This window comes from Leisingera sp. ANG-Vp (genome assembly GCF_000813725.1).
Taxonomy (GTDB): Bacteria; Pseudomonadota; Alphaproteobacteria; order Rhodobacterales; family Rhodobacteraceae; genus Leisingera.
The window spans coordinates 60,766-78,260 of sequence record NZ_JWLD01000068.1 but is presented as its reverse complement, the minus strand read 5'-3'; the positions used below and the strand labels follow the sequence as shown (position 1 = coordinate 78,260).

Annotated in this window: 21 protein-coding genes; 12 read left to right on the top strand and 9 right to left on the bottom strand. The window is 62.6% G+C overall.

Annotated elements, in window-relative coordinates; translation table 11 throughout:
- Nucleotides 1-143: 143 nt before the first annotated feature.
- Nucleotides 144-494, top strand: coding sequence for a DUF2946 family protein (locus RA20_RS20105; protein ID WP_039132828.1), 351 nt, complete (start codon nucleotides 144-146; stop codon nucleotides 492-494).
- A 55-nt stretch (nucleotides 495-549) separates the two neighbouring features.
- Nucleotides 550-1,041: a copper chaperone PCu(A)C gene (locus RA20_RS20100; RefSeq protein WP_039132826.1), complete on the top strand. Its 492-nt coding sequence runs from the start codon at nucleotides 550-552 to the stop codon at nucleotides 1,039-1,041.
- A 69-nt stretch (nucleotides 1,042-1,110) separates the two neighbouring features.
- On the opposite strand, the gene RA20_RS20095 is transcribed toward RA20_RS20100, so the two are convergent.
- The gene (locus tag RA20_RS20095; RefSeq protein ID WP_039132824.1) at nucleotides 1,111-1,839 is read right to left on the bottom strand and encodes an NAD-dependent deacylase; all 729 of its coding nucleotides are present in this window, start codon (nucleotides 1,837-1,839) and stop codon (nucleotides 1,111-1,113) included.
- Nucleotides 1,840-1,889: 50 nt separating this feature from the next.
- Here RA20_RS20095 and RA20_RS20090 point away from each other — a divergent pair, with 50 nt between their 5' ends.
- The gene (locus tag RA20_RS20090) at nucleotides 1,890-2,327 is read left to right on the top strand and encodes a low molecular weight protein-tyrosine-phosphatase (protein WP_039132822.1); all 438 of its coding nucleotides are present in this window, start codon (nucleotides 1,890-1,892) and stop codon (nucleotides 2,325-2,327) included.
- On the opposite strand, the gene RA20_RS20085 is transcribed toward RA20_RS20090, so the two are convergent.
- The 4 genes from RA20_RS20085 to RA20_RS26215 all read right to left on the bottom strand — a co-directional run bounded on the left by RA20_RS20085 (nucleotide 2,328) and on the right by RA20_RS26215 (nucleotide 5,923).
- The gene (locus RA20_RS20085) at nucleotides 2,328-3,293 is read right to left on the bottom strand and encodes a LysR family transcriptional regulator (RefSeq protein ID WP_039132820.1); all 966 of its coding nucleotides are present in this window, start codon (nucleotides 3,291-3,293) and stop codon (nucleotides 2,328-2,330) included.
- A gap of 167 nt (nucleotides 3,294-3,460) precedes the next feature.
- Nucleotides 3,461-3,772: a hypothetical protein gene (locus tag RA20_RS20080; protein ID WP_039132818.1), complete on the bottom strand. Its 312-nt coding sequence runs from the start codon at nucleotides 3,770-3,772 to the stop codon at nucleotides 3,461-3,463.
- A gap of 164 nt (nucleotides 3,773-3,936) precedes the next feature.
- Entirely contained in the window at nucleotides 3,937-4,119 is a 183-nt protein-coding gene (locus RA20_RS20075) for a hypothetical protein (protein ID WP_039132816.1), read from the bottom strand.
- A gap of 271 nt (nucleotides 4,120-4,390) precedes the next feature.
- Nucleotides 4,391-5,923, bottom strand: coding sequence for a hypothetical protein (locus RA20_RS26215; protein WP_241482302.1), 1,533 nt, complete (start codon nucleotides 5,921-5,923; stop codon nucleotides 4,391-4,393).
- Between the two features lie 57 nt (nucleotides 5,924-5,980).
- On the opposite strand from RA20_RS26215, the gene lepA reads away from it, so the two are divergent.
- Nucleotides 5,981-7,795: a translation elongation factor 4 gene (lepA, locus tag RA20_RS20065; RefSeq protein ID WP_039132814.1), complete on the top strand. Its 1,815-nt coding sequence runs from the start codon at nucleotides 5,981-5,983 to the stop codon at nucleotides 7,793-7,795.
- A gap of 337 nt (nucleotides 7,796-8,132) precedes the next feature.
- Here lepA and RA20_RS25545 read toward each other — a convergent pair whose 3' ends face one another.
- A complete protein-coding gene (locus RA20_RS25545) occupies nucleotides 8,133-9,056 on the bottom strand; it encodes a hypothetical protein (RefSeq protein ID WP_193748886.1) in 924 nt (307 codons plus the stop codon).
- 95 nt (nucleotides 9,057-9,151) lie between these two features.
- Here RA20_RS25545 and RA20_RS25540 point away from each other — a divergent pair, with 95 nt between their 5' ends.
- Together RA20_RS25540 and RA20_RS20055 are read left to right on the top strand one after the other, a co-directional pair.
- Nucleotides 9,152-9,355, top strand: a complete 204-nt coding sequence (locus tag RA20_RS25540) for a hypothetical protein (RefSeq protein WP_152618570.1) — start codon at nucleotides 9,152-9,154, stop codon at nucleotides 9,353-9,355.
- 194 nt (nucleotides 9,356-9,549) lie between these two features.
- A complete protein-coding gene (locus tag RA20_RS20055; protein ID WP_241482301.1) occupies nucleotides 9,550-9,807 on the top strand; it encodes a hypothetical protein in 258 nt (85 codons plus the stop codon).
- 60 nt (nucleotides 9,808-9,867) lie between these two features.
- Here RA20_RS20055 and RA20_RS25145 read toward each other — a convergent pair whose 3' ends face one another.
- Entirely contained in the window at nucleotides 9,868-10,005 is a 138-nt protein-coding gene (locus tag RA20_RS25145; protein WP_082018075.1) for an entericidin A/B family lipoprotein, read from the bottom strand.
- Between the two features lie 171 nt (nucleotides 10,006-10,176).
- Here RA20_RS25145 and RA20_RS20050 point away from each other — a divergent pair, with 171 nt between their 5' ends.
- The 5 genes from RA20_RS20050 (at nucleotide 10,177) to RA20_RS20030 (ending at nucleotide 14,500) form a co-directional block, all read left to right on the top strand.
- Nucleotides 10,177-10,503, top strand: coding sequence for a TraR/DksA family transcriptional regulator (locus tag RA20_RS20050; RefSeq protein ID WP_039132810.1), 327 nt, complete (start codon nucleotides 10,177-10,179; stop codon nucleotides 10,501-10,503).
- A gap of 147 nt (nucleotides 10,504-10,650) precedes the next feature.
- On the top strand, nucleotides 10,651-10,965 hold the full coding sequence (locus RA20_RS20045) for a TraR/DksA family transcriptional regulator (RefSeq protein WP_039132808.1): 315 nt from the start codon (nucleotides 10,651-10,653) through the stop codon (nucleotides 10,963-10,965).
- A 201-nt stretch (nucleotides 10,966-11,166) separates the two neighbouring features.
- Complete coding sequence (locus tag RA20_RS20040; RefSeq protein ID WP_039132806.1) at nucleotides 11,167-11,820, top strand: protein-L-isoaspartate O-methyltransferase family protein; 654 nt, start codon at nucleotides 11,167-11,169, stop codon at nucleotides 11,818-11,820.
- A gap of 133 nt (nucleotides 11,821-11,953) precedes the next feature.
- Nucleotides 11,954-13,360 (top strand): TolC family outer membrane protein, encoded by a 1,407-nt coding sequence (locus RA20_RS20035; protein WP_039132803.1) that lies wholly within the window; start codon nucleotides 11,954-11,956, stop codon nucleotides 13,358-13,360.
- A gap of 75 nt (nucleotides 13,361-13,435) precedes the next feature.
- Nucleotides 13,436-14,500: a hypothetical protein gene (locus RA20_RS20030; protein WP_039132801.1), complete on the top strand. Its 1,065-nt coding sequence runs from the start codon at nucleotides 13,436-13,438 to the stop codon at nucleotides 14,498-14,500.
- A 211-nt stretch (nucleotides 14,501-14,711) separates the two neighbouring features.
- Here RA20_RS20030 and RA20_RS20025 read toward each other — a convergent pair whose 3' ends face one another.
- Nucleotides 14,712-16,172 (bottom strand): cobyric acid synthase, encoded by a 1,461-nt coding sequence (locus tag RA20_RS20025; RefSeq protein WP_039132799.1) that lies wholly within the window; start codon nucleotides 16,170-16,172, stop codon nucleotides 14,712-14,714.
- A gap of 209 nt (nucleotides 16,173-16,381) precedes the next feature.
- Nucleotides 16,382-16,699, bottom strand: a complete 318-nt coding sequence (locus RA20_RS20020; protein WP_008556013.1) for a DUF6280 family protein — start codon at nucleotides 16,697-16,699, stop codon at nucleotides 16,382-16,384.
- 226 nt (nucleotides 16,700-16,925) lie between these two features.
- Here RA20_RS20020 and efp point away from each other — a divergent pair, with 226 nt between their 5' ends.
- On the top strand, nucleotides 16,926-17,489 hold the full coding sequence (gene efp / locus RA20_RS20015; protein ID WP_039132797.1) for an elongation factor P: 564 nt from the start codon (nucleotides 16,926-16,928) through the stop codon (nucleotides 17,487-17,489).
- Nucleotides 17,490-17,495: the final 6 nt, after the last annotated feature.

Genomic DNA, 17,495 nt, shown 5'->3' with positions numbered 1-17,495 from the left:
CCTGATAGCCCTGGGATGATCCTTTCACAGGATTGATTAGCGGACACCGCGCAGAGCCAGCTCTGCGCGGTGTTTGCGTTTGCGCAATCTGCCGCGGCGAAGCCTCTTGCAGCGGCGGCGGGGGGCGGGCATATCTGGCACCGATGAAACCCGCTTTCCGCAGATACCTTGGCCTGATCCTGGCTCTGGCTGTTGCCCTGACCGCGCATAACGCCGCGGCCTTGCAGGGCAGCCGCGATGCCGCCGGGCAGATGGTGATCTGCACCGGCACCGGCCCGGTGGTTGTCTATATGGACAGCGAAGGCCAGCCGGTGCCGCCGCCGCACAGCTGCCCGGACTGCGTGATGCACCTGCTGGATGCGATCGCGCCGTCACCGGCCATGGCAGCTCCTGTGGCTTCGGGCCACCGGGAGGCATCCGTTGCCAAGACGGTGCCGGGCCGGGCGCAGCAGATTTTGCGGGCCACCGCCCGGGCGCCGCCGGCGGCCGGCTGACTTCCAGCACTGAACCCCTTCAAAATCTGACATTCTCAATCAAGGGAGACATGTGATGTCCCTGAAATCCGTTGTCCTGGCAGCCGCTGCTGCCGCTGCCTTTGCCGCCTCTGCCTTTGCCGGCGATGCCCATAAGATCATGGTCCATGACCAATACGCGCGGGTCTCTTCGCCCACCGCCAAGGCGGGTGCAGCCTTTATGGAAATCATGAACCATACCGGTGAAGACGACCGTCTGATCGACGTGCGCTCGGACGTGGCGGCACGGGTGCAGCTGCACACCCACCAGGAAGACGCAAACGGCGTTATGAAGATGATGCATGTGGAAGAGGGCTTTGCCGTGGCTGCAGGCGAAACCCATATGCTGAAGCGCGGCGGCGACCATGTGATGTTCATGGGGCTGAGCCAATCGCTGAACCACGGCGACGTGGTGAAGGTTACGCTGGTCTTTGAAAAGGCCGGTGAGATCGAGGTCGAAGTGCCGGTGGATCTGGAGCGCAAGGCGGAAGGCCATGGGCACGGCGATCACTCGGGCCACTCCAACTGATACGAAACGGGCAGGGCGGGCGCGGCGTCAGGCCGCTCTGCGGCCCTCCTTCGCGCCCAAAGCCCGCCGTCATGGCGGGCTTTTTGCCGCTTGCGGCGAGCGGAGCAATTCCGCAACCCAGGCTGGCACGGTCTCGCTGGCCGGACCAAAGCGGCGCTCGGAAAAGCGGGAGGCGGTGGCGGAGGGCTCCAGGTTCAGCTCTACCGTATGGGCGCCGGCAAGATGCGCCTCGTCGACAAAGGCCGCGGCCGGATACACCTCGCCCGAGGTGCCGATGGCGGCAAAGAGATCCGCTGCGGCCAGATGCGCGTAGATCTCCTCCATGAAATACGGCATCTCGCCGAACCAGACCACGTCGGGGCGCCCTTGAGGCGCCGCACAGGCGGGGCAGGGCTGGCCAGGGTGCATCTCCATAGGCGCCACCCATCGGTGGCCGCAAGCGGCGCAGAGCGCGCCTGCCAGCGTCCCGTGCATATGCAGCACCCGGGACGCGCCGCCGGCCTCATGCAGCCCGTCGACGTTCTGGGTCACGATCACCACTTCGCCCGGATGTTCTGCCTGCAGCCGTGCCAGCGCCTGATGCGCCGCATTGGGCTGCGCTCCGGCCGCCTGCGCCCGCCGAGCGTTGTAGAACCCGTGCACCAGGCCGGGATCGCGGGCAAACCCCTCGGGCGTCGCCACATCCTCAATCCGGTGCTGCGCCCAAAGCCCGCCTTCGTCGCGGAAGGTGCCGAGCCCGCTTTCGGCGGAAATCCCGGCGCCGGTCAGGATGACAATTTTCTGCGCACTCTTCCCCATCACCCTGGAACCTCCTATCACTGCCCCTGTCCAGCAGGAGCCATGACCCAATGCCTACCCGTATTCTGTTTGTCTGCCTAGGAAACATCTGCCGCTCGCCGGCCGCCGAAGGCGTGTTCCGCGCGCTCTGCCCCGAAGCGGAGACCGACAGCGCAGGCACTGCCTCCTATCACGTGGGAGAGCCGCCCTACGGCCCGATGCAGGCCGCCGCACGGGCGCGCGGGCTGGACATCTCGGATCTGCGCGCCCGGCAGTTCCGCCGCGGTGATTTTGACGCATTCGACCTGATCATCGCGATGGACGCCGGCAATCTGGAGAATATCGAGGCGCTGCGTCCCGCAGGCAGCGAAACCCCGGTGCGCCTGTTCACCGATTACGCGCCGGAAACAGGCGCGGACCATGTGCCGGACCCCTATTACACCCGCGATTTCGACGGTTGTCTGGACCTTATCGAAACCGCAGCCAAGGGGCTTCAGGCCGCGCTCTGATCACTCCGCGATCACCCGGAAGCCGCCCGCCAGAAACGGCATCTGCTGCACTGCCGGATCGATCATCTGGGTCTGCACCAGGCGGCGCACCGTCTCTGCCACATCGCGCGGCACCCGGTCGGCCCAGTCGGAGGCGGTGAACAGCGAGATTGTCCGCGACATCTCGCCAAACGGCAGCGGAAAGGCGTCGATCTGATCGTGGAAGCGCGCCGCGCGCATATAGCCAAGCGGCGTGGTGATGGCCCAGCCGATCCGCCGCGCCACCATCGCCATCAGCGCCAGATGCGAGCCGACCTCGAACCGGTCTTCGAACTCCAGTTTCTGGCGCGCCAGGAGCCCCTCGATCTGCTGCGAGATCAGCTGCTCGCGCGCGTACCGCAGGAAAGGCAGGTCCCGCAGCTGCTCGGCTGCCTGCGCCGCGTCGCTCAGGGCGCCTTTAGGAGCCACCAGGATAAAGGGATCGCGCACCAGCGGGTATTCCACCAGCCCTTCATGCAGGCCGCCGGTGGTGGCGGCCACCGCAATATGCAGCTCGCGCGCTTCCATCGCCCGCACGATGTCATGGCTGGAGGCGGTGATCATCTTGAACCGGCACTGCGTGAGGCTGTCCGCCAGGATGGTGGCCAGCCGCGGCGTCAGGTCATTGTCGAAATCGTCGATCATCCCGATCGACAGCGCCTGCAGGTGGGTCAGGTCCATCACCGTCAGCTCGCTCTGGGCCAGCCGCAGCTCGCCCAGCACTGCCTCGGTGCGGGCCAGGAAGCTGCGCCCGGCCGGCGTCAGCACCATCGGGCGGCGGCCGTGGTCGATCAGCTCGCTGTCCAGCGCCTTCTCCAGGTTGCGCATCTGCTGGCTGACCGCCGGCTGGCTCAGCCCCGTCATCTCCGCCGCCTGGGCCACCGATCCGGTTTTGGCCAGAGCCTCGAATACTTCCAGCCCGCGCAGGGTAACGCCCTTGATCAACATCTGAACTGCTCCAATAGCTTAGGCCGTATGTTCCGTGTTGCGCCACCCCGGTCAAGAGGGGCGGGGCTCCGGTTTTCCCGCCTTGCGAAAATGCCGCAGCGCAGATGCATCAAAACAGGAAAAGGCGCCCATCAGGACGCCTTTTGCAGAGCTGTTTGAGCGTGGGCTCAGCCGCAGGTGCGGGCGGCGCGGTCGCCGAACAGCTTGTAGCGCTCCCACAGCGCCTCGTCGCTGCGGTTGGAGGACTGGCGCACCACCTGCGCCTGATGCGGGTCGCCGAACCATTTCGAGACGGTCTTGCGCTCGGACCGCGTCAGGCTGCGGTTGGCGACTTTCTGGATGCAGTTGCACAAGGAAGGGGTGGCGGCATTGCGGTCCGACTGGCGGCAGGCGCGCTCAATCGCGCCGGCCTCTGCCTGAACCGGCGCCATCAGGCCCAGGGTTCCGGCGCAGAGCGCCGCGGTGAGGAGGAGTTTCATCTGGCTCGAGCCCCGTATCTTGAAGAAGCGGGTCTGATGCCCGCGGAACTGCCTGCACTATGGCGCAAGCGGGGCTGCGTTTCAATCTTGGTAAACGGGGTGTTCACGCCGGCTGGAGCGCCGCAGCCGCGGCCCTCCAGCCTTGCTGTTGCCAGGCCCGTTGTTCAGGCCTGGTTCGGCCCGCGCATTGCGCGCACGGCCTGGCGCACGGCTTTCCAGTCCGCCGCTTCGTCGTCCTTGCCGGCCTCTTCGCAGGCCCTCATCTTTTGAGCGGCCTCCGCTTCGGCCTTGTCGCCATGCGCGGCATAAAGCGCGCGGGCATATTCACTGGCTTTGATGGCATCCATGCGGGTTGTCCTCCTTTGCTCGTGACTCCCACCAGAGGTCTGCGCGTTTCGCGGAATAGGGCGAGTATAGCGCATTTCGGCGTGCCGCGCAGGAAGAGGGGAAAATTTGCGGCGTTTGAGGGATAAGGTAAGGGCCGTGCACGTCTGCAGCGAAGCATCATAGGTGTTGGAAAATCGCAGAGGGCAGCGCTTGACCTTGGGGAGGCGCATCGCGCCTTCCCGTGGGGAAGGTCAGGCGCGGCCCGGCGGTGCCGCCGGGCGGAAGATAAATTTAGAGCACGCCAAGCACCCTTAGCCCGATTTGCACAAGCTCAATCAGCTTTGGGCCGACGGTAACCGCAGCTGTAACAGCGCCGCCGCCGACCAAGCCTGCAAGCTGCACTGTCTTTCTCGTATCACTGTCGAACCATTCAGCGCCCTTGCGTGTCAGCTTGCCGTACTGTTCTTGCAGCAGAGCCATCTTGGACACTCGGCTGAAAACCCGTGTTGCCGCATCCGCCCCCGGCAAAGGTGGCGCGCCATCTGGCAGCGGCAGCAGTGCATCATTGATCAGCTCTGGAATATCCTGCTCGAAATCCTCCGCCAGTTCCGGTTCGCTGATGGCGGCCAGCACAGGCAAGGCTTCCTCCAGAACCTTCTTGTCTTCCGGCGAAAGCGCCTTCAGCGCCTGCTGGGCAAGCTGTTCCCGGTTCGCGGCCACCTCCGGGTGGTTGGCGCGGATGCCGCGCACGCCTTCCTCCACAGCGTTCAGAAGGGCGAGGTTGTCCTCATTGTCCGGCAGCTCGCGGCTCTCATGCAGCTGCGCCCGCAGGCTGCTTGCCACCCGGGTCAGGGTCAGCTCGGCGTTTTGCGGGTCGTCCCGGTATTTGGTCAGCACCCGGCCCAGCTTCTTCACATCGCCCGCGCGCTCCGACAGGCCATTGTGGCCGCCCAGGCAGTCCTCCAAAGCGTCCTCGATCTGAGACAGCAGCGCGGACATATAGGGCGCGTTCTCCACCGGGATCGGCACCGCGCGGAACTGGCCGGTCTCCGGGTTCAGCTCGATGGTCTCCGCCATCGGCAGTTTTTCAGAGAGCATCTCTGCCTTGATGCGCTCGATCTCGGCGGCGACGGCTTCGGGGCCTGATTGCCAAACTGCATCGTCGATCAAGGCTATGCGGCGTTGAAGCTCCCAGTCGACAGGTTTGCCGGCTAGGAAACCGTTGTACCATTCACGCCAGAAGGACCAAACACCAACGAAACGTACTTTTCTCGGGAGAAGGTCCCTATCAAAAGGAGCAAATGTGAGTTCGAGAGGAGCATCGAACTGCACTTTGTCAGGTTTGCTTAGGTCAGTTTCGATGGAATTCAGGAGCGCATTTTGTGCTTCCGTCCCGAATTTGACGCAGGCTTCTTCAAGAGCTTCAGCAAAGTTTAGGATGCTTTCGTCTGAGGTAAGGGGGCTTGCGTCTAGTGAAGTGAGTTGGATGCTGCGTACCACGCACAGATATGTGCTGGATTGTTCGGCTAAAAAAACCTTAGGTCTCATCATCCACGAAGCCTTTGCACCTGCGATGGCACCTGCAGCAAATCGTTGGTCTGGGTTGAGCGTGGCGTTTAGTTGATTGATAGAGCCTCTAAGTAGGTGAAGAAAATCTCTGCATGATGGTGAGGTGACGTTCTCAGGAAGGCCAACAGCGACCAAGGGAAGAAGGCGTAAAGTGAGCTTAGCTAAAGCAGCCTGGTATTGAGCGGGAGTAGAAGTGCGGGAATGGTCGAGTTTTGCTAACACATTGTAGAGGCGTAAAGGCAGGTTTTGATCCATGTGTCGCAAGTCTAATCCTTCTTGACCAATACGTGATTCCAAATCATATGCCTCACCATGACTGAGCTCTCAAAGATCCGCAATTTCTCCATCGTCGCCCATATCGACCATGGCAAATCCACCCTCGCCGACCGGCTCATCCAGGAGACCGGAACGGTGAAGGACCGCGATATGAAGGAGCAGCTGCTCGACTCGATGGATATCGAGCGCGAGCGCGGGATCACCATCAAGGCCAACACCGTGCGCATCGACTATGTGGCCAACGACGGCGAGACCTATGTGCTCAATCTGATCGACACCCCCGGCCACGTCGACTTTGCCTATGAGGTCTCCCGCTCCATGCGCGCGGTTGAAGGCTCGCTGCTGGTGGTCGACAGCACCCAGGGCGTCGAGGCGCAGACGCTGGCCAATGTCTATCAGGCGATCGAGGCGGATCATGAGATCGTCCCCGTCCTGAACAAGATCGACCTGCCGGCCTCCGACTGCGACCGGGTGGCGGAGCAGATCGAGGATGTGATCGGCATTGATGCAACCGGCGCCATTCAGGTCTCGGCCAAAACCGGGCAGGGCATCCGCGAGACGCTGGAGAGCATCGTCACCGAACTGCCCGCACCCGAAGGCACCCTGGACGCGCCGCTGAAAGCCATGCTGGTCGACAGCTGGTACGACGCCTACCTCGGCGTGATCGTCCTGGTCCGCATCATGGACGGCACGCTCAAAAAAGGCATGCGCGTCAAATTCATGTCCAATGGCACCCTGCACCACGTGGACCGCGTCGGCGTGTTCCGCCCGGAGATGCAGATGGTCGACAGCCTGGGGCCGGGCGAGATCGGCTTCCTGACGGCCTCGATCAAACAGGTCCGCGACACCCGCGTCGGCGACACCATCACCAACGACCGCAATGGCTGCGAGGTTGCGCTGGACGGCTTCAAACCCGCCCAGCCGGTGGTGTTCTGCGGCCTGTTCCCGGTCGATTCAGCCGAATTCGAAGACTTGCGCGACGCCATCGACAAGCTGGCGCTGAACGACGCGTCCTTCAGCTTCGAAATGGAAACCTCCGCCGCCCTCGGCTTCGGCTTCCGCTGCGGCTTCCTGGGCCTCTTGCACCTCGAAGTCATCCGCGACCGGATCGAGCGCGAGCATGGCATCGAGCTGATCACCACCGCGCCAAGCGTGATCTACCACATCTACATGAAGGGCAAGGACAACGAGCCCGGCGAGATGATCGAGCTGCACAACCCTGCCGACATGCCCGACCCCTCCAAGGTCGACCACATCCAGGAGCCGCGCATCAAGGCCACCATCATGGTGCCCGACGAATACCTGGGCGACGTGCTGAAACTCTGCCAGGACCGCCGCGGCATCCAGGAAGACCTCACCTACGCCGGCTCCCGCGCCATGGCGGTCTATGACCTGCCGCTGAACGAGGTGGTCTTTGACTTCTACGACCGCCTGAAATCGGTGACCAAGGGCTATGCCTCCTTCGACTACCAGATGACCGGCTACCGCCAGGACAATCTGGTCAAGATGTCGGTCCTGGTGAATGACGAGCCGGTTGACGCGCTCTCCACCATGGTCCACCGCGACCGGGCCGAGATGCGCGGCCGCGCCATGTGCGAAAAGCTCAAGGACCTGATCCCGCGCCACATGTTCAAGATCCCGATCCAGGCGGCCATCGGCGGCAAGGTGATCGCCCGCGAGACGCTTTCCGCCCTGCGCAAGGACGTAACCGCCAAATGCTACGGCGGCGACGCCACCCGGAAGCGGAAACTGCTGGACAAGCAGAAAGCGGGCAAGAAGAAGATGCGCCAGTTCGGCAAGGTGGACATCCCGCAAGAGGCGTTTATTTCCGCCCTCAAAATGGACAGCTAAGGCTGTCCCTTTTCGAGGGCGCGCGGGCGAAAGCGGTTGGCACAGCCAACTGCGTGCCCGCCCGGTCCTGTTCTGCGGTGACAACGCTACATTACTAACCAGAACAACACGGGGCCACGGCCCCGTTTTTCATATCTGCACTTGCCAAGTTCCGCCCGGCCGAGAGGCCGGGCCGCGCCCGATCCGCCCCCACGGGCGGGCGCTACGCACCCACCCTCGGACCGGGCGCTGCCCTTGGAGTTTCATGTCTTACTTCGAAAAAGCTGATGAGTTGGGCCATCAATTCCCGTAGGGCAGAGGAAGAGAAATATCGATGGGCGTGTTTGGAGGTTTTATATTATATTATCGTTCTGAGCCTTATAGTTTCCAGGGAGAATTCTTGGCAGCTGACTTCCAAGCATTTTCGGTTCTTGTTTAGTTTCATTGTAAAGTACATTGAGGTGTTTTGATCAGTTGCCCATCTGTTGATCGTTTCGATATTCGCATCTGAGAAGAAACTTAAGAAGTCGTGTCTTCTTTGCTTGACGCGGTCCAATTTCGTTTCCGAGAGCTTGATGACCTTTTCGATGGCCCTCTGTTCTTTCTTGCTCATCACTTGAAGGCGAACGGAAATTTCATGACTATTCGATCCATGCGAAATAGCTTCGAGATGTTCGATGCTTGACTTGATTTCTCGGACGTTTGGGAAATCTCGCCTTACTGCAGCATAGCCTTGAGCCTTGCCTATTCTTGTCTCATAGTAGTTTGATGTGCCGTTCGAGCTGGATAGAGTTTTGTTTCGGGACCGGCGAGACACTCTCAAGTCTTCACCCATGTTGTCTCGAAGATGTTGGACAATGGCAGGGCAGCGGTCCTTCAGGTCCCTCCAAACTGAATGCTGACGTTTGGCTGTTGCTAATTCAGTTTCAAATTCAGAAATAAGTTGGGGAACAGTGTGAAGCTTTTGAAGTATGTACTGTCTCCGTGCCTCATCCTCCTCTCGAATCTTGAAGGCTCGAACTTCTCTGTGCCAGTTCTTGTCTAGGGTTCTTCCACACTCCTTGCCTATTGCTCGTATACAATTTTCTTTGGGAAACCAAACAAGGAAGCCAGACAAGTATTTCGGGGACACGGGTGAGCAAATTGGACAAGGTGCTTCATCCCAGTTCGGCCGTTTCTTTCGATCCAGCGTGAACTTCCAGAGAATTTTTGCTTCCTCCAGGTTTTCTGCCTTGCTGGTTGTTATTGTTGTAAATGTTTCAGGCTGACCCGTTTCTTTCACGTGTTGTTTGAATTCTTCGATTTGAGTGGGTGAAGGTTCGGATTTTAGTCTAATAAGTCTTCCTGAGGTGAGTGAAGCCGTAGGCGAACTTATCAATGATCGTTCCTTTCCGGGTGTTTCTTGATTGCGTGTTTGCAGTTTGTTCTAATGATCCTATAGGCATTCACTCGGGCAAGCAGGGAGTCAATCAAGATACAGAGGGTGTTTTTGTTTTTGGTGGTATTTTGCGATTTTTTCACGATGCGCTTTGTGATCATTTCCCACCCCGCCGGGCCGGGCGCTGCCCGCCGAAGTTCTGACTGAACCCGTAGAGTGGGCAATCCTTCCCACCGCCAACGGCGCCTCCAGCCGCTCCGGCCAAAACCCGCCGAAGCCGATGCGCCAACCTCCGCCGGTTCCACACTCTCACCACCCATCCGGCTGAAACCCAGCCGCAAAACTGCTATCCTCCGCCCAGTCTGACTTTTCCGGCAAACTTTCGGAGGATGGCCTCATGACACCCCAAACAGTGAAACTCACCACCCTGGCCGCAGCACTGTGCCTGCTGGCCGCACCGGCGCTCTCCGGCCAGTGTCCGGCGGATATTGCCGCCATCGACGCGGCCATTGCTGCCGGAACCGACCTCAGCGAGGCGGATCTGGCCACGGTTCAGGAGCTGCGCGACGAGGGGCAAAGCCTGCATGACGGCGGCGATCATGCCTCCTCGGTCGCTATTCTGGCCGAGGCCAAAGCGATGCTGGGGATCAAATAACCCCGCAAAAGAAAACGCCCGGCGGAATGGCCGGGCGTCTCCCTCGAAAACCGTAAAACCTTACAGCGCGTCCTGCACGTCCTGCGCCGCGCCGCTGATTGCCTGGCCGGCCTTGGAAATATCGCGCCCCGCACCCTTGGCGGTTTCGCAGGCGGCCAGCCCCAGCAGCATCAGCCCGCAGGCAACAATCCGGATCATCCCCAATACTCCTCTCATCTGCTCTGTTGCCGGATTTTCTAGCAAGCCGCCCCGCCGCAGGCCAGCCCCCTTTGGCGTGCAGCCAGAGGCGGGCAGGGGCTTGACGCAGGTCAAGGCTCATGGCGCTGCACCGGCCTAACCTGCTGGCGCAGCAAACAGGAGGGCAGCCCCATGGATCTTTCTACCCGCAAGCAGGCGCTTGAGGCGCGCCGGGCCGAACTCACCGGGCACCTGAGCGCCGTCGAGCAGGCGCTGGACGCACCGATGCCCAAAGATTGGGAGGACCGGTCCTCGGAACGCCAGGGCGACGAGGTGCTGGAAAGCCTGGGATTGGCCGAGCAGGACGAACTGCGCCGCATCGACGCGGCTCTGGCCCGGGTGCGCGAGGGCAGCTACGGCATCTGCGCCGGCTGCGGCGCGCTGATTTCCGATGCCCGGCTCGACCTGCTTCCGGCCACCCCGTTCTGCAGGACCTGCGCCCGCGGCACGCAGAGGTGACCGGCTGCCGCCTGCCGGTATTTACCAAAAATTCGCAACTTATAGGGTAGTGAATCCCCCGGAAATCGCGAGTATATTGATCTGGATCAATGCCGTAGCCTTGACCTCGCGCCAGGGTGCGCGCGAATTGAGCTGGAGGGTGTGTGAATGGACTTTTCCAATAGAAAACAAACTCTTGAAGTCCGCCGGCTGGAGCTGGCGGGATTGCTGGCAAATGCCGGCCTTGGGGCAGGCCGGGCGTATGCCGGGGCCGGGCTGCGGCAGATGCCGCGGGTCCCTGGTGCGGGCGGTATCGAAATGCCGGCCAATGCCAGCCTGGAAGAGCTGCGCCGCATCGATGCGGCGCTGGCGCGGCTGCGCGAAGGCTCCTACGGCTATTGCCAGATCTGCGGCGACAATATCGGCGACGACTGGCTCGACCAGCGCCCGGCGTCGCCCTTCTGCAAGAGCTGTGCGCTGTAGCAGCAGCGTCCCCGGTGTTTCATTGGCCAGCGGCTCTTCGGAGCGCTGGCTTTTTGCTGTCCGGGGGCATTCAAACGGGCGGCGGCAGTTGTCCCGCTGCAGCGCTGCACTACTTTAGGCATTCGCGTCACAGGCCCCGTTGCCGAGGTGGCCGGGATATGTCACAACCTGCCTAACCGACTGAACACATGAGTTTAGCAGATGCCCGATTTCACTGAGCGCCGCCGCATGATGGTGGACACCCAGATCCGTCCGTCGGATGTGACCAAGTACCCGATCATCGAAGCCATGCTGGCGGTTCCGCGCGAGCAGTTCGTGCCGGACGCGCAAGCCGAGGCGGCCTATGCGGACCAGAATGTTGCGCTTGACAGCAGCCGTGTGCTGCTGGAGCCGCGCACTCTGGCCAAGATGCTGGATGCGGTGGACCTTCAGAACGACGAGCTGGTTCTGGATGTGGCCTGCGGGCTTGGCTATTCCACCGCGGTGGCGGCGCGGGTGGCGCAGATGGTGATCGGCGTCGAGGAAGACGAAGACATGGCCGCGGATGCGCAGGCGCTGCTGTCAGAAACCGGGGCGGACAATGCAATTGTCCACACCGGCCCGCTGGCAGAGGGCGCAGCAGAGCATGGGCCGTATGACGTGATCCTGGTGCAGGGCGGCGCGGAGCAGCTGCCTGCGGCGCTGCTGGAGCAGCTCAAGGATGGCGGCCGGATTGCGGCTTTGATGGTGAGCGGCGAATTGGGTGAGGTGAAGATCGGCTACAAGAGCGGCGGCCAGGTGTCCTGGCGGTTTGCCTTCAATGCTGGTGCGCCGGTTCTGCCGGGTTTTGCCGCGGCTCGTGAATTTGCGCTCTGACCCTTTGGGGCAGGAGCTGAGGCTGGGGGTGCAGCCGAATTTAAAGGGGAGAGGCCGGGCGCAGGTTTAGCGTGCGCCCGGGATGCAGATGAACTCACCGCGGCTGGCGGCGCGGCAAAAGATAAGGCAACCGATGCGAATGAAATTTCCGGCGAGTGTGTTTAAGGCTTTTGTATTTGCAGGCGGCGTGGCCGCCACGGCGCTGATGCCGCTGAAAGCCGCGGCTGACAACCTGTCCGACGCGATGATCGGCGCCTACAAGACCAGCGGGCTGCTGGAACAGAACCGGGCGCTGCTGCGGGCGGAGGATGAGGATGTGGCGATTGTCGTCTCTCGGCTGCGCCCGCTGATCGAATGGACCGTATCCGCGGCAAACGCCTACAGCGAGTTCAGCCAGGAACCGACGCAGAACACGCTGTCCACTCAATTGGAGCTGACTCAGCTGCTTTATGACGGCGGCGCAACGCGGATGAACAAGCTATCGGCGCAGGAGACGGTTCTGGCCACCCGACAGGCGCTGCTGAGTGTGGAGCAGGATGTGCTGTTCAGTGCGGTGCAGGCCTATGTGGGCGTTCTGCAGGGCCAGGAGAATGTCGCGCTCCGCCGCAACAACCTGCGCTTGCTGCAAGAGGAACTGAAAGCCGCGCAGGACCGGTTCGAAGTGGGGGAAGTGACCCGCACAGATGTCGCGCTGGCGGAAAGCCGCGTTGCGGCGGCCCGTGCAAATCTGACAGACGCCGAAGGCACGCTTCTGACGGCCAATGCGACCTATCAGCAGGTTGTCGGACGGGCGCCGGGCGCCATTGCAGGGCAACCGGCTTTGCCGCGGCAGACGGTCTCGCTCAATCAGGCGCAGGCAGTGGCGATCAAGAACCAGCCGGACCTGCTGTCCCGGCAGCATTTTGTTAAGGCCAGCGAGTATGACGTTGCCGCTGCAACGGCGGGGCTGGGACCAACGGTGAACCTGCAAGCAAGCGTGGGCCTGAGTGAAGACGTCCATGAAGGGTTTGACACAAACGAGACCTCCAGCATCGGCATCACGCTAACCCAGGAGCTCTACGCCGGCGGCCGCAATGCAGCGACCCGCCGCCGGGCAATTGCCACATCCGATGCGCAGCGCGGGCTGCTGATCAACACCCAGCGGGTGGTGCGCCAGAACGTCAGCTCCGCTTTCTTTAACGTCGAAACGGCGCGCGTCAGCCTGATTTCCTCCAACGAGCGGGTGCGCGCTGCCAAAGTGGCTTTTGACGGTATCCGCGAAGAGGCCACCCTGGGTGCCCGCACCACGCTCGACGTGCTGCAGGCTGAGCAGGAATATCTCGACGCCCAGACCGAGCAGGTCAACTCCCGTGCCAACCAGGCGATTGCGGCCTATCAGCTGCTGCAGGCGCAGGGCCTGCTGACGGCTGAACACCTGGGGCTGGCTGTCGAGATCTATGACCCGACACTCTATTACAACCTGGTCAAGGACGCGCCCGCGCAGCACAGCAAGCGGGGCAAGGATCTGGACCGGGTGCTCAAGGCCTTGGGGCGGAACTGACAATTGTTGCTACCGGTTGTGCGGTGGCAGGAAGGCCGCTACACTCTCTGATAAGAGGCAAGAGTGGTTCAAAAAATGTCCGACCCAGTTACCCATGCCGAGATTGAAGATGTCCTGTCGTCAATCCGCCGCTTGGTAAGTGATGACAACCGCAGCCAGCCGGCAGCTCCGGAACCGGCAGCGCGGCTGGTTCTAACGCCTGCGCTGCGGGTGCAGGAGGCCGAAGCCGGCGACAGCGCGGCTCCGGCTGCCGTGCCTGAGGCTGCGGATGCTGGGGATGTGCCGCAGGCCGCGGAAACGCCGGAAGCGGCAGAAGATTCTCCTGAGGCAAAAAACCAGGATGATGCGGATCTGGCCGGAATCCCGGACACCCTTGCAGAAGACCCGCCCATAGCGTTCCGGCACCGCTCTTCCCACGACATGGCGGCACCGGCTGAGCAGGCGGAACCGGCAGAGGAAAGCCTGCCGGAAGAAGGTCTGCAGGAGGCCCCGGCGGAAGCTGAGGCAGCAGATGCGCCCTGGGCTGATCCGAAGGCAACGCTTTATGCCGCGGCTGCAGACGCAGCCCGGGCGGATGATACCCTGGAAGGTTCCGGGACAGACGCGGCAGACGGGGCCGGGCCGGAGGCCGTCACAGCCGGTGCCCGGGCGGCATCAGTGGTGCGCAAGATTGCCGAGCTCGAAGCCCGCGGCACCCGCGCCGAGGATACGGGCCAGCAGCATTGGGAGCCGGACAGCCAGACCGAAGCGCCTTTTGCCAGCGCCGGGCCTGACACCATTGAATGGCGCGACGCGCCCCTGCCGCCCCGCCGCTCGATGCAGGATGGCGATGCGCAGCCGGCTGCCGGAACCCAGGATGAAGCCGGTTCTGCGGCAGCCATCGCCGGCAGCGAAATCCAGGCCGAGGCTGAGGACAAGGCCGCGGAAACCGTTGTTGAAGCGGCTTTCACGGGCGCGGCCTTGGAAACACTGGGCGAGGCAGGCGACACCTATCTCGATGAGGAGGCTCTGCGCGATCTGGTTGCCGGTATTGTGCGCGAAGAGCTGCAAGGCCCGCTGGGCGAGCGCATCACCCGCAATGTGCGCAAGCTGGTCCGCCGGGAGATACACCGCGCGCTCGCAGCGCATGACCTTCTCTGACCGCAGCCCCATTGTCTCAGCAATCAGCCAGGCGCGCCGCAAGGGGCGCCTTTTTCTTGCGTACCGGAGTGCCTGCGGGCGCAGTGAGCCTCTGCTGAAAGGGCAAACAGGCCAAGAGGGGCTCCCGCCCGGCGCCGGTCCCAAGGCCGCGGTCGGTTCTGGCCTTGGCCAGGGCAGGCTGGCAGGCACGGGAGCCCTGCCGGCCGGCATGTCAGTATTGAACGGGACCTGCCAGGTTCAGCAGCTGGTCCAGATCCATGTGGCGTTCCAGATGCTCAGCCAGGGCATCCAGCACCGCGTCGACACCGTCTTCATAGCCTGCCAGGCTTTCGTGGCCGAGACCGCGCAGAAAACCGGCCCGGAAAGCATCCGCGGAAAACAGGCCGTGCAGGTAGGAGCCTTTCACCCGGCCATCGGGGGAAGCCGCGCCCTCGGCCCGGCTGCCGATGCTGAGCCAGGCGCGGGCACAGTCGGCGCCTGTCGTGCGGCCCATGTGGATTTCGTAACCGTTGACGGGCAGATTGCCGTCGCGGGTGACCGCCTCTGTCAGCGTCACCCGTTTCTCGCCAGCCATCACCGTATGCACATCCAGCAGGCCCAGCCCCTCGACCTTGCCAGGGCGCCCGTCGACGCCATCCGGGTCGTCGATGGTCTTGCCCAGCATCTGATAGCCGCCGCACAGCCCCAGCACATGGCCGCCGCGGCGGTGATGCGCGAGGATATCAATGTCCCAGCCCTGCGCACGCAGATAGGCCAGGTCGCCGATGGTCGATTTGCTGCCGGGCAGGATAATCAGATCCGCATCGCCGGGCAGGGCACGGCCTGGCGGCACGATCTCCACCGTTACTTCCGGCTCCGCCGCCAGCGGGTCCAGGTCGTCGAAATTCGCCATCCGCTCCAGCTGAGGCACCGCCACCTTGCAGGCCCCGCCCTGGCGCGAGGCGATGTCCATCATGTCTTCGGCCGGCAGCTTCCAGGCATCCCAGAACCAGGGCACCACGCCCAGCGAGGGCCAGCCGGTGCGCGCGGCAATATCGTCGCGGCCCGCATCAAACAGGCTGAGGTCGCCGCGGAAGCGGTTCACCATGAAGCCCACGACCCTCTCCAGGTCCTGTGGCTCCAGCACGGCTTTGGTGCCGACGATTTGCGCGATCACTCCGCCGCGGTGGATGTCGCCGGCAATCACCACCGGCACCCGGGCGGCACAGGCGAAGCCCATATTGGCGATGTCGTTCTTGCGCAGGTTGGTCTCGGCCGGTGAGCCGGCCCCCTCGATCAGCACCAGATCGGCATCCTCTGCCAGCCGCCGGTAGCTCTCCAGAGCTGCTTCCAGCAGACCGGATTTGTCGCGCAAAAACGAACCGGCGCCTTGGGTGCCGCGGCGCTTGCCCTGCACGATCACCTGGGCGCCGGTGTCGGTCTCGGGCTTCAGCAGCACCGGGTTCATGTCGGTATGGGGCGGGCGCATTGCCGCACGTGCCTGCAGCGCCTGGGCGCGGCCGATCTCACCGCCCTCGGGCGTGACGGCGGCGTTGTTGGACATGTTCTGCGGCTTGAACGGCGCCACACGCAGGCCCCGGCGGGTATAGGCCCGCGCAAGACCTGCCACGATAAGCGACTTGCCGACATTGCTGCCGGTGCCCTGGATCATGATTGAACGCGCCCGTGTCATCCTGCTGCCAGCTCCCTGCCTGCGCCCCGTCCGTTACGGGCCTGCATAGCAGGTTAGGCCGCGCCGTCCATGGGCGCTGTGCCGGAAACGCCAGCGCGCGGCCTGCGCGCGACGGGCCGGCAGCTGGCTGACCTTGCGGCAAGCAGTTGCGGGCAAAAGAAAAACGCGCCCCCAGGGGACGCGCTTTTCAGCAAGGCAGGCAGAAGTCCTTAGGCGGCTTCAGCCTGCGCAGCGTTGCGGCGTTCGCTTTCTTCACGCGACAGCGCAACCGAGGTCCGCACACCGCGGCCCACGAAGTCCATCAGGCCTTCGACAACCCGTTCGTTCGGGTCGATACCGGCGCAGGACAGCACTTCGCGGCCATCGCGCGAGCGGGCCCAGCGGGCGATCTGTTCCGGGCCATTGCCGTATTTCTTGTCATCGGCGATGGCGTCATCCAGTGCGGCCAGCACAACCGCAGCAAACAGTTTGCGGGCGCGGTTGCCCTGTTCGTTATTGTAAGCGGTGCCGTCTACGAAATCTCGCATCTCGTATCCCTTGTTGTTCTTGCTATTGCAATTTGCAATTTTCGGCGTAGCGCTGCTTATGGCGGAATTGTGACGATTCGGGTAGCCCGCAGATGCATAGCTTTCATGCAAATTGCGCATACCTTATTCACAGATCCTCCATACCATATCCTTGTCTTGCCAGCGATCAGCCTGCCAGATATAGGGGCTTGCAAGTTTTCAACAACCATCCGAAAGGCATTTTCCCATGCCCAAGATCAACGGCAACGAAATCCGTCCCGGCAACGTGCTTGAGCATAACGATGGCCTGTGGGCAGCGGTGAAGGTCGATCACGTCAAACCCGGCAAGGGCGGCGCCTTTGCCCAGGTCGAACTGCGCAACCTGCGCAACGGGTCCAAGCTGAACGAACGCTTCCGCTCGGCGGACAAGGTGGAGCGCGTGCGCCTCGAGCAGAAGGACCAGCAGTTCCTCTATGAGAGCGATGGCATGCTGGTGTTCATGGATGCCGAAACCTACGAGCAGATCGAACTGCCCGCGGACCTCTTGGGCGACCGCCGCCCGTTCCTGCAGGACGGCATGACCATCGTGGTTGAGTTCTACGAGTCCGAGGCGCTGAACGCCACCGTCCCGCAGAAGGTGACCTGCAAGATCGTCGAGACCGAGCCGGTTGTGAAAGGCCAGACCGCGGCCAACTCCTTCAAGCCCGCAATCCTGGACAATGGCGTCAAAGTCATGGTGCCGCCGTTTGTCGGCCAGGACGAGATGATCGTGGTCAACACCGAGACCATGGAATACTCCGAGCGCGCCTGATCCAGT

Coding starts and splice junctions, on each gene's coding strand:
- RA20_RS25145 (WP_082018075.1), bottom strand. CDS start 10,005: ATGATCCGGATTGTTGCCTGCGGGCTGATGCTGCTGGGGCTGGCCGCC.
- RA20_RS20020 (WP_008556013.1), bottom strand. CDS start 16,699: ATGCGAGATTTCGTAGACGGCACCGCTTACAATAACGAACAGGGCAAC.
- RA20_RS20090 (WP_039132822.1), top strand. CDS start 1,890: ATGCCTACCCGTATTCTGTTTGTCTGCCTAGGAAACATCTGCCGCTCG.
- RA20_RS20085 (WP_039132820.1), bottom strand. CDS start 3,293: ATGTTGATCAAGGGCGTTACCCTGCGCGGGCTGGAAGTATTCGAGGCT.
- efp (WP_039132797.1), top strand. CDS start 16,926: ATGCCCAAGATCAACGGCAACGAAATCCGTCCCGGCAACGTGCTTGAG.
- RA20_RS20080 (WP_039132818.1), bottom strand. CDS start 3,772: ATGAAACTCCTCCTCACCGCGGCGCTCTGCGCCGGAACCCTGGGCCTG.
- RA20_RS20035 (WP_039132803.1), top strand. CDS start 11,954: ATGCGAATGAAATTTCCGGCGAGTGTGTTTAAGGCTTTTGTATTTGCA.
- RA20_RS20040 (WP_039132806.1), top strand. CDS start 11,167: ATGCCCGATTTCACTGAGCGCCGCCGCATGATGGTGGACACCCAGATC.
- RA20_RS20100 (WP_039132826.1), top strand. CDS start 550: ATGTCCCTGAAATCCGTTGTCCTGGCAGCCGCTGCTGCCGCTGCCTTT.
- RA20_RS20050 (WP_039132810.1), top strand. CDS start 10,177: ATGGATCTTTCTACCCGCAAGCAGGCGCTTGAGGCGCGCCGGGCCGAA.
- RA20_RS20055 (WP_241482301.1), top strand. CDS start 9,550: ATGACACCCCAAACAGTGAAACTCACCACCCTGGCCGCAGCACTGTGC.
- lepA (WP_039132814.1), top strand. CDS start 5,981: ATGACTGAGCTCTCAAAGATCCGCAATTTCTCCATCGTCGCCCATATC.
- RA20_RS20105 (WP_039132828.1), top strand. CDS start 144: ATGAAACCCGCTTTCCGCAGATACCTTGGCCTGATCCTGGCTCTGGCT.
- RA20_RS26215 (WP_241482302.1), bottom strand. CDS start 5,923: ATGGATCAAAACCTGCCTTTACGCCTCTACAATGTGTTAGCAAAACTC.
- RA20_RS20095 (WP_039132824.1), bottom strand. CDS start 1,839: ATGGGGAAGAGTGCGCAGAAAATTGTCATCCTGACCGGCGCCGGGATT.
- RA20_RS20025 (WP_039132799.1), bottom strand. CDS start 16,172: ATGACACGGGCGCGTTCAATCATGATCCAGGGCACCGGCAGCAATGTC.
- RA20_RS25540 (WP_152618570.1), top strand. CDS start 9,152: ATGATCGTTCCTTTCCGGGTGTTTCTTGATTGCGTGTTTGCAGTTTGT.
- RA20_RS20030 (WP_039132801.1), top strand. CDS start 13,436: ATGTCCGACCCAGTTACCCATGCCGAGATTGAAGATGTCCTGTCGTCA.
- RA20_RS20045 (WP_039132808.1), top strand. CDS start 10,651: ATGGACTTTTCCAATAGAAAACAAACTCTTGAAGTCCGCCGGCTGGAG.
- RA20_RS20075 (WP_039132816.1), bottom strand. CDS start 4,119: ATGGATGCCATCAAAGCCAGTGAATATGCCCGCGCGCTTTATGCCGCG.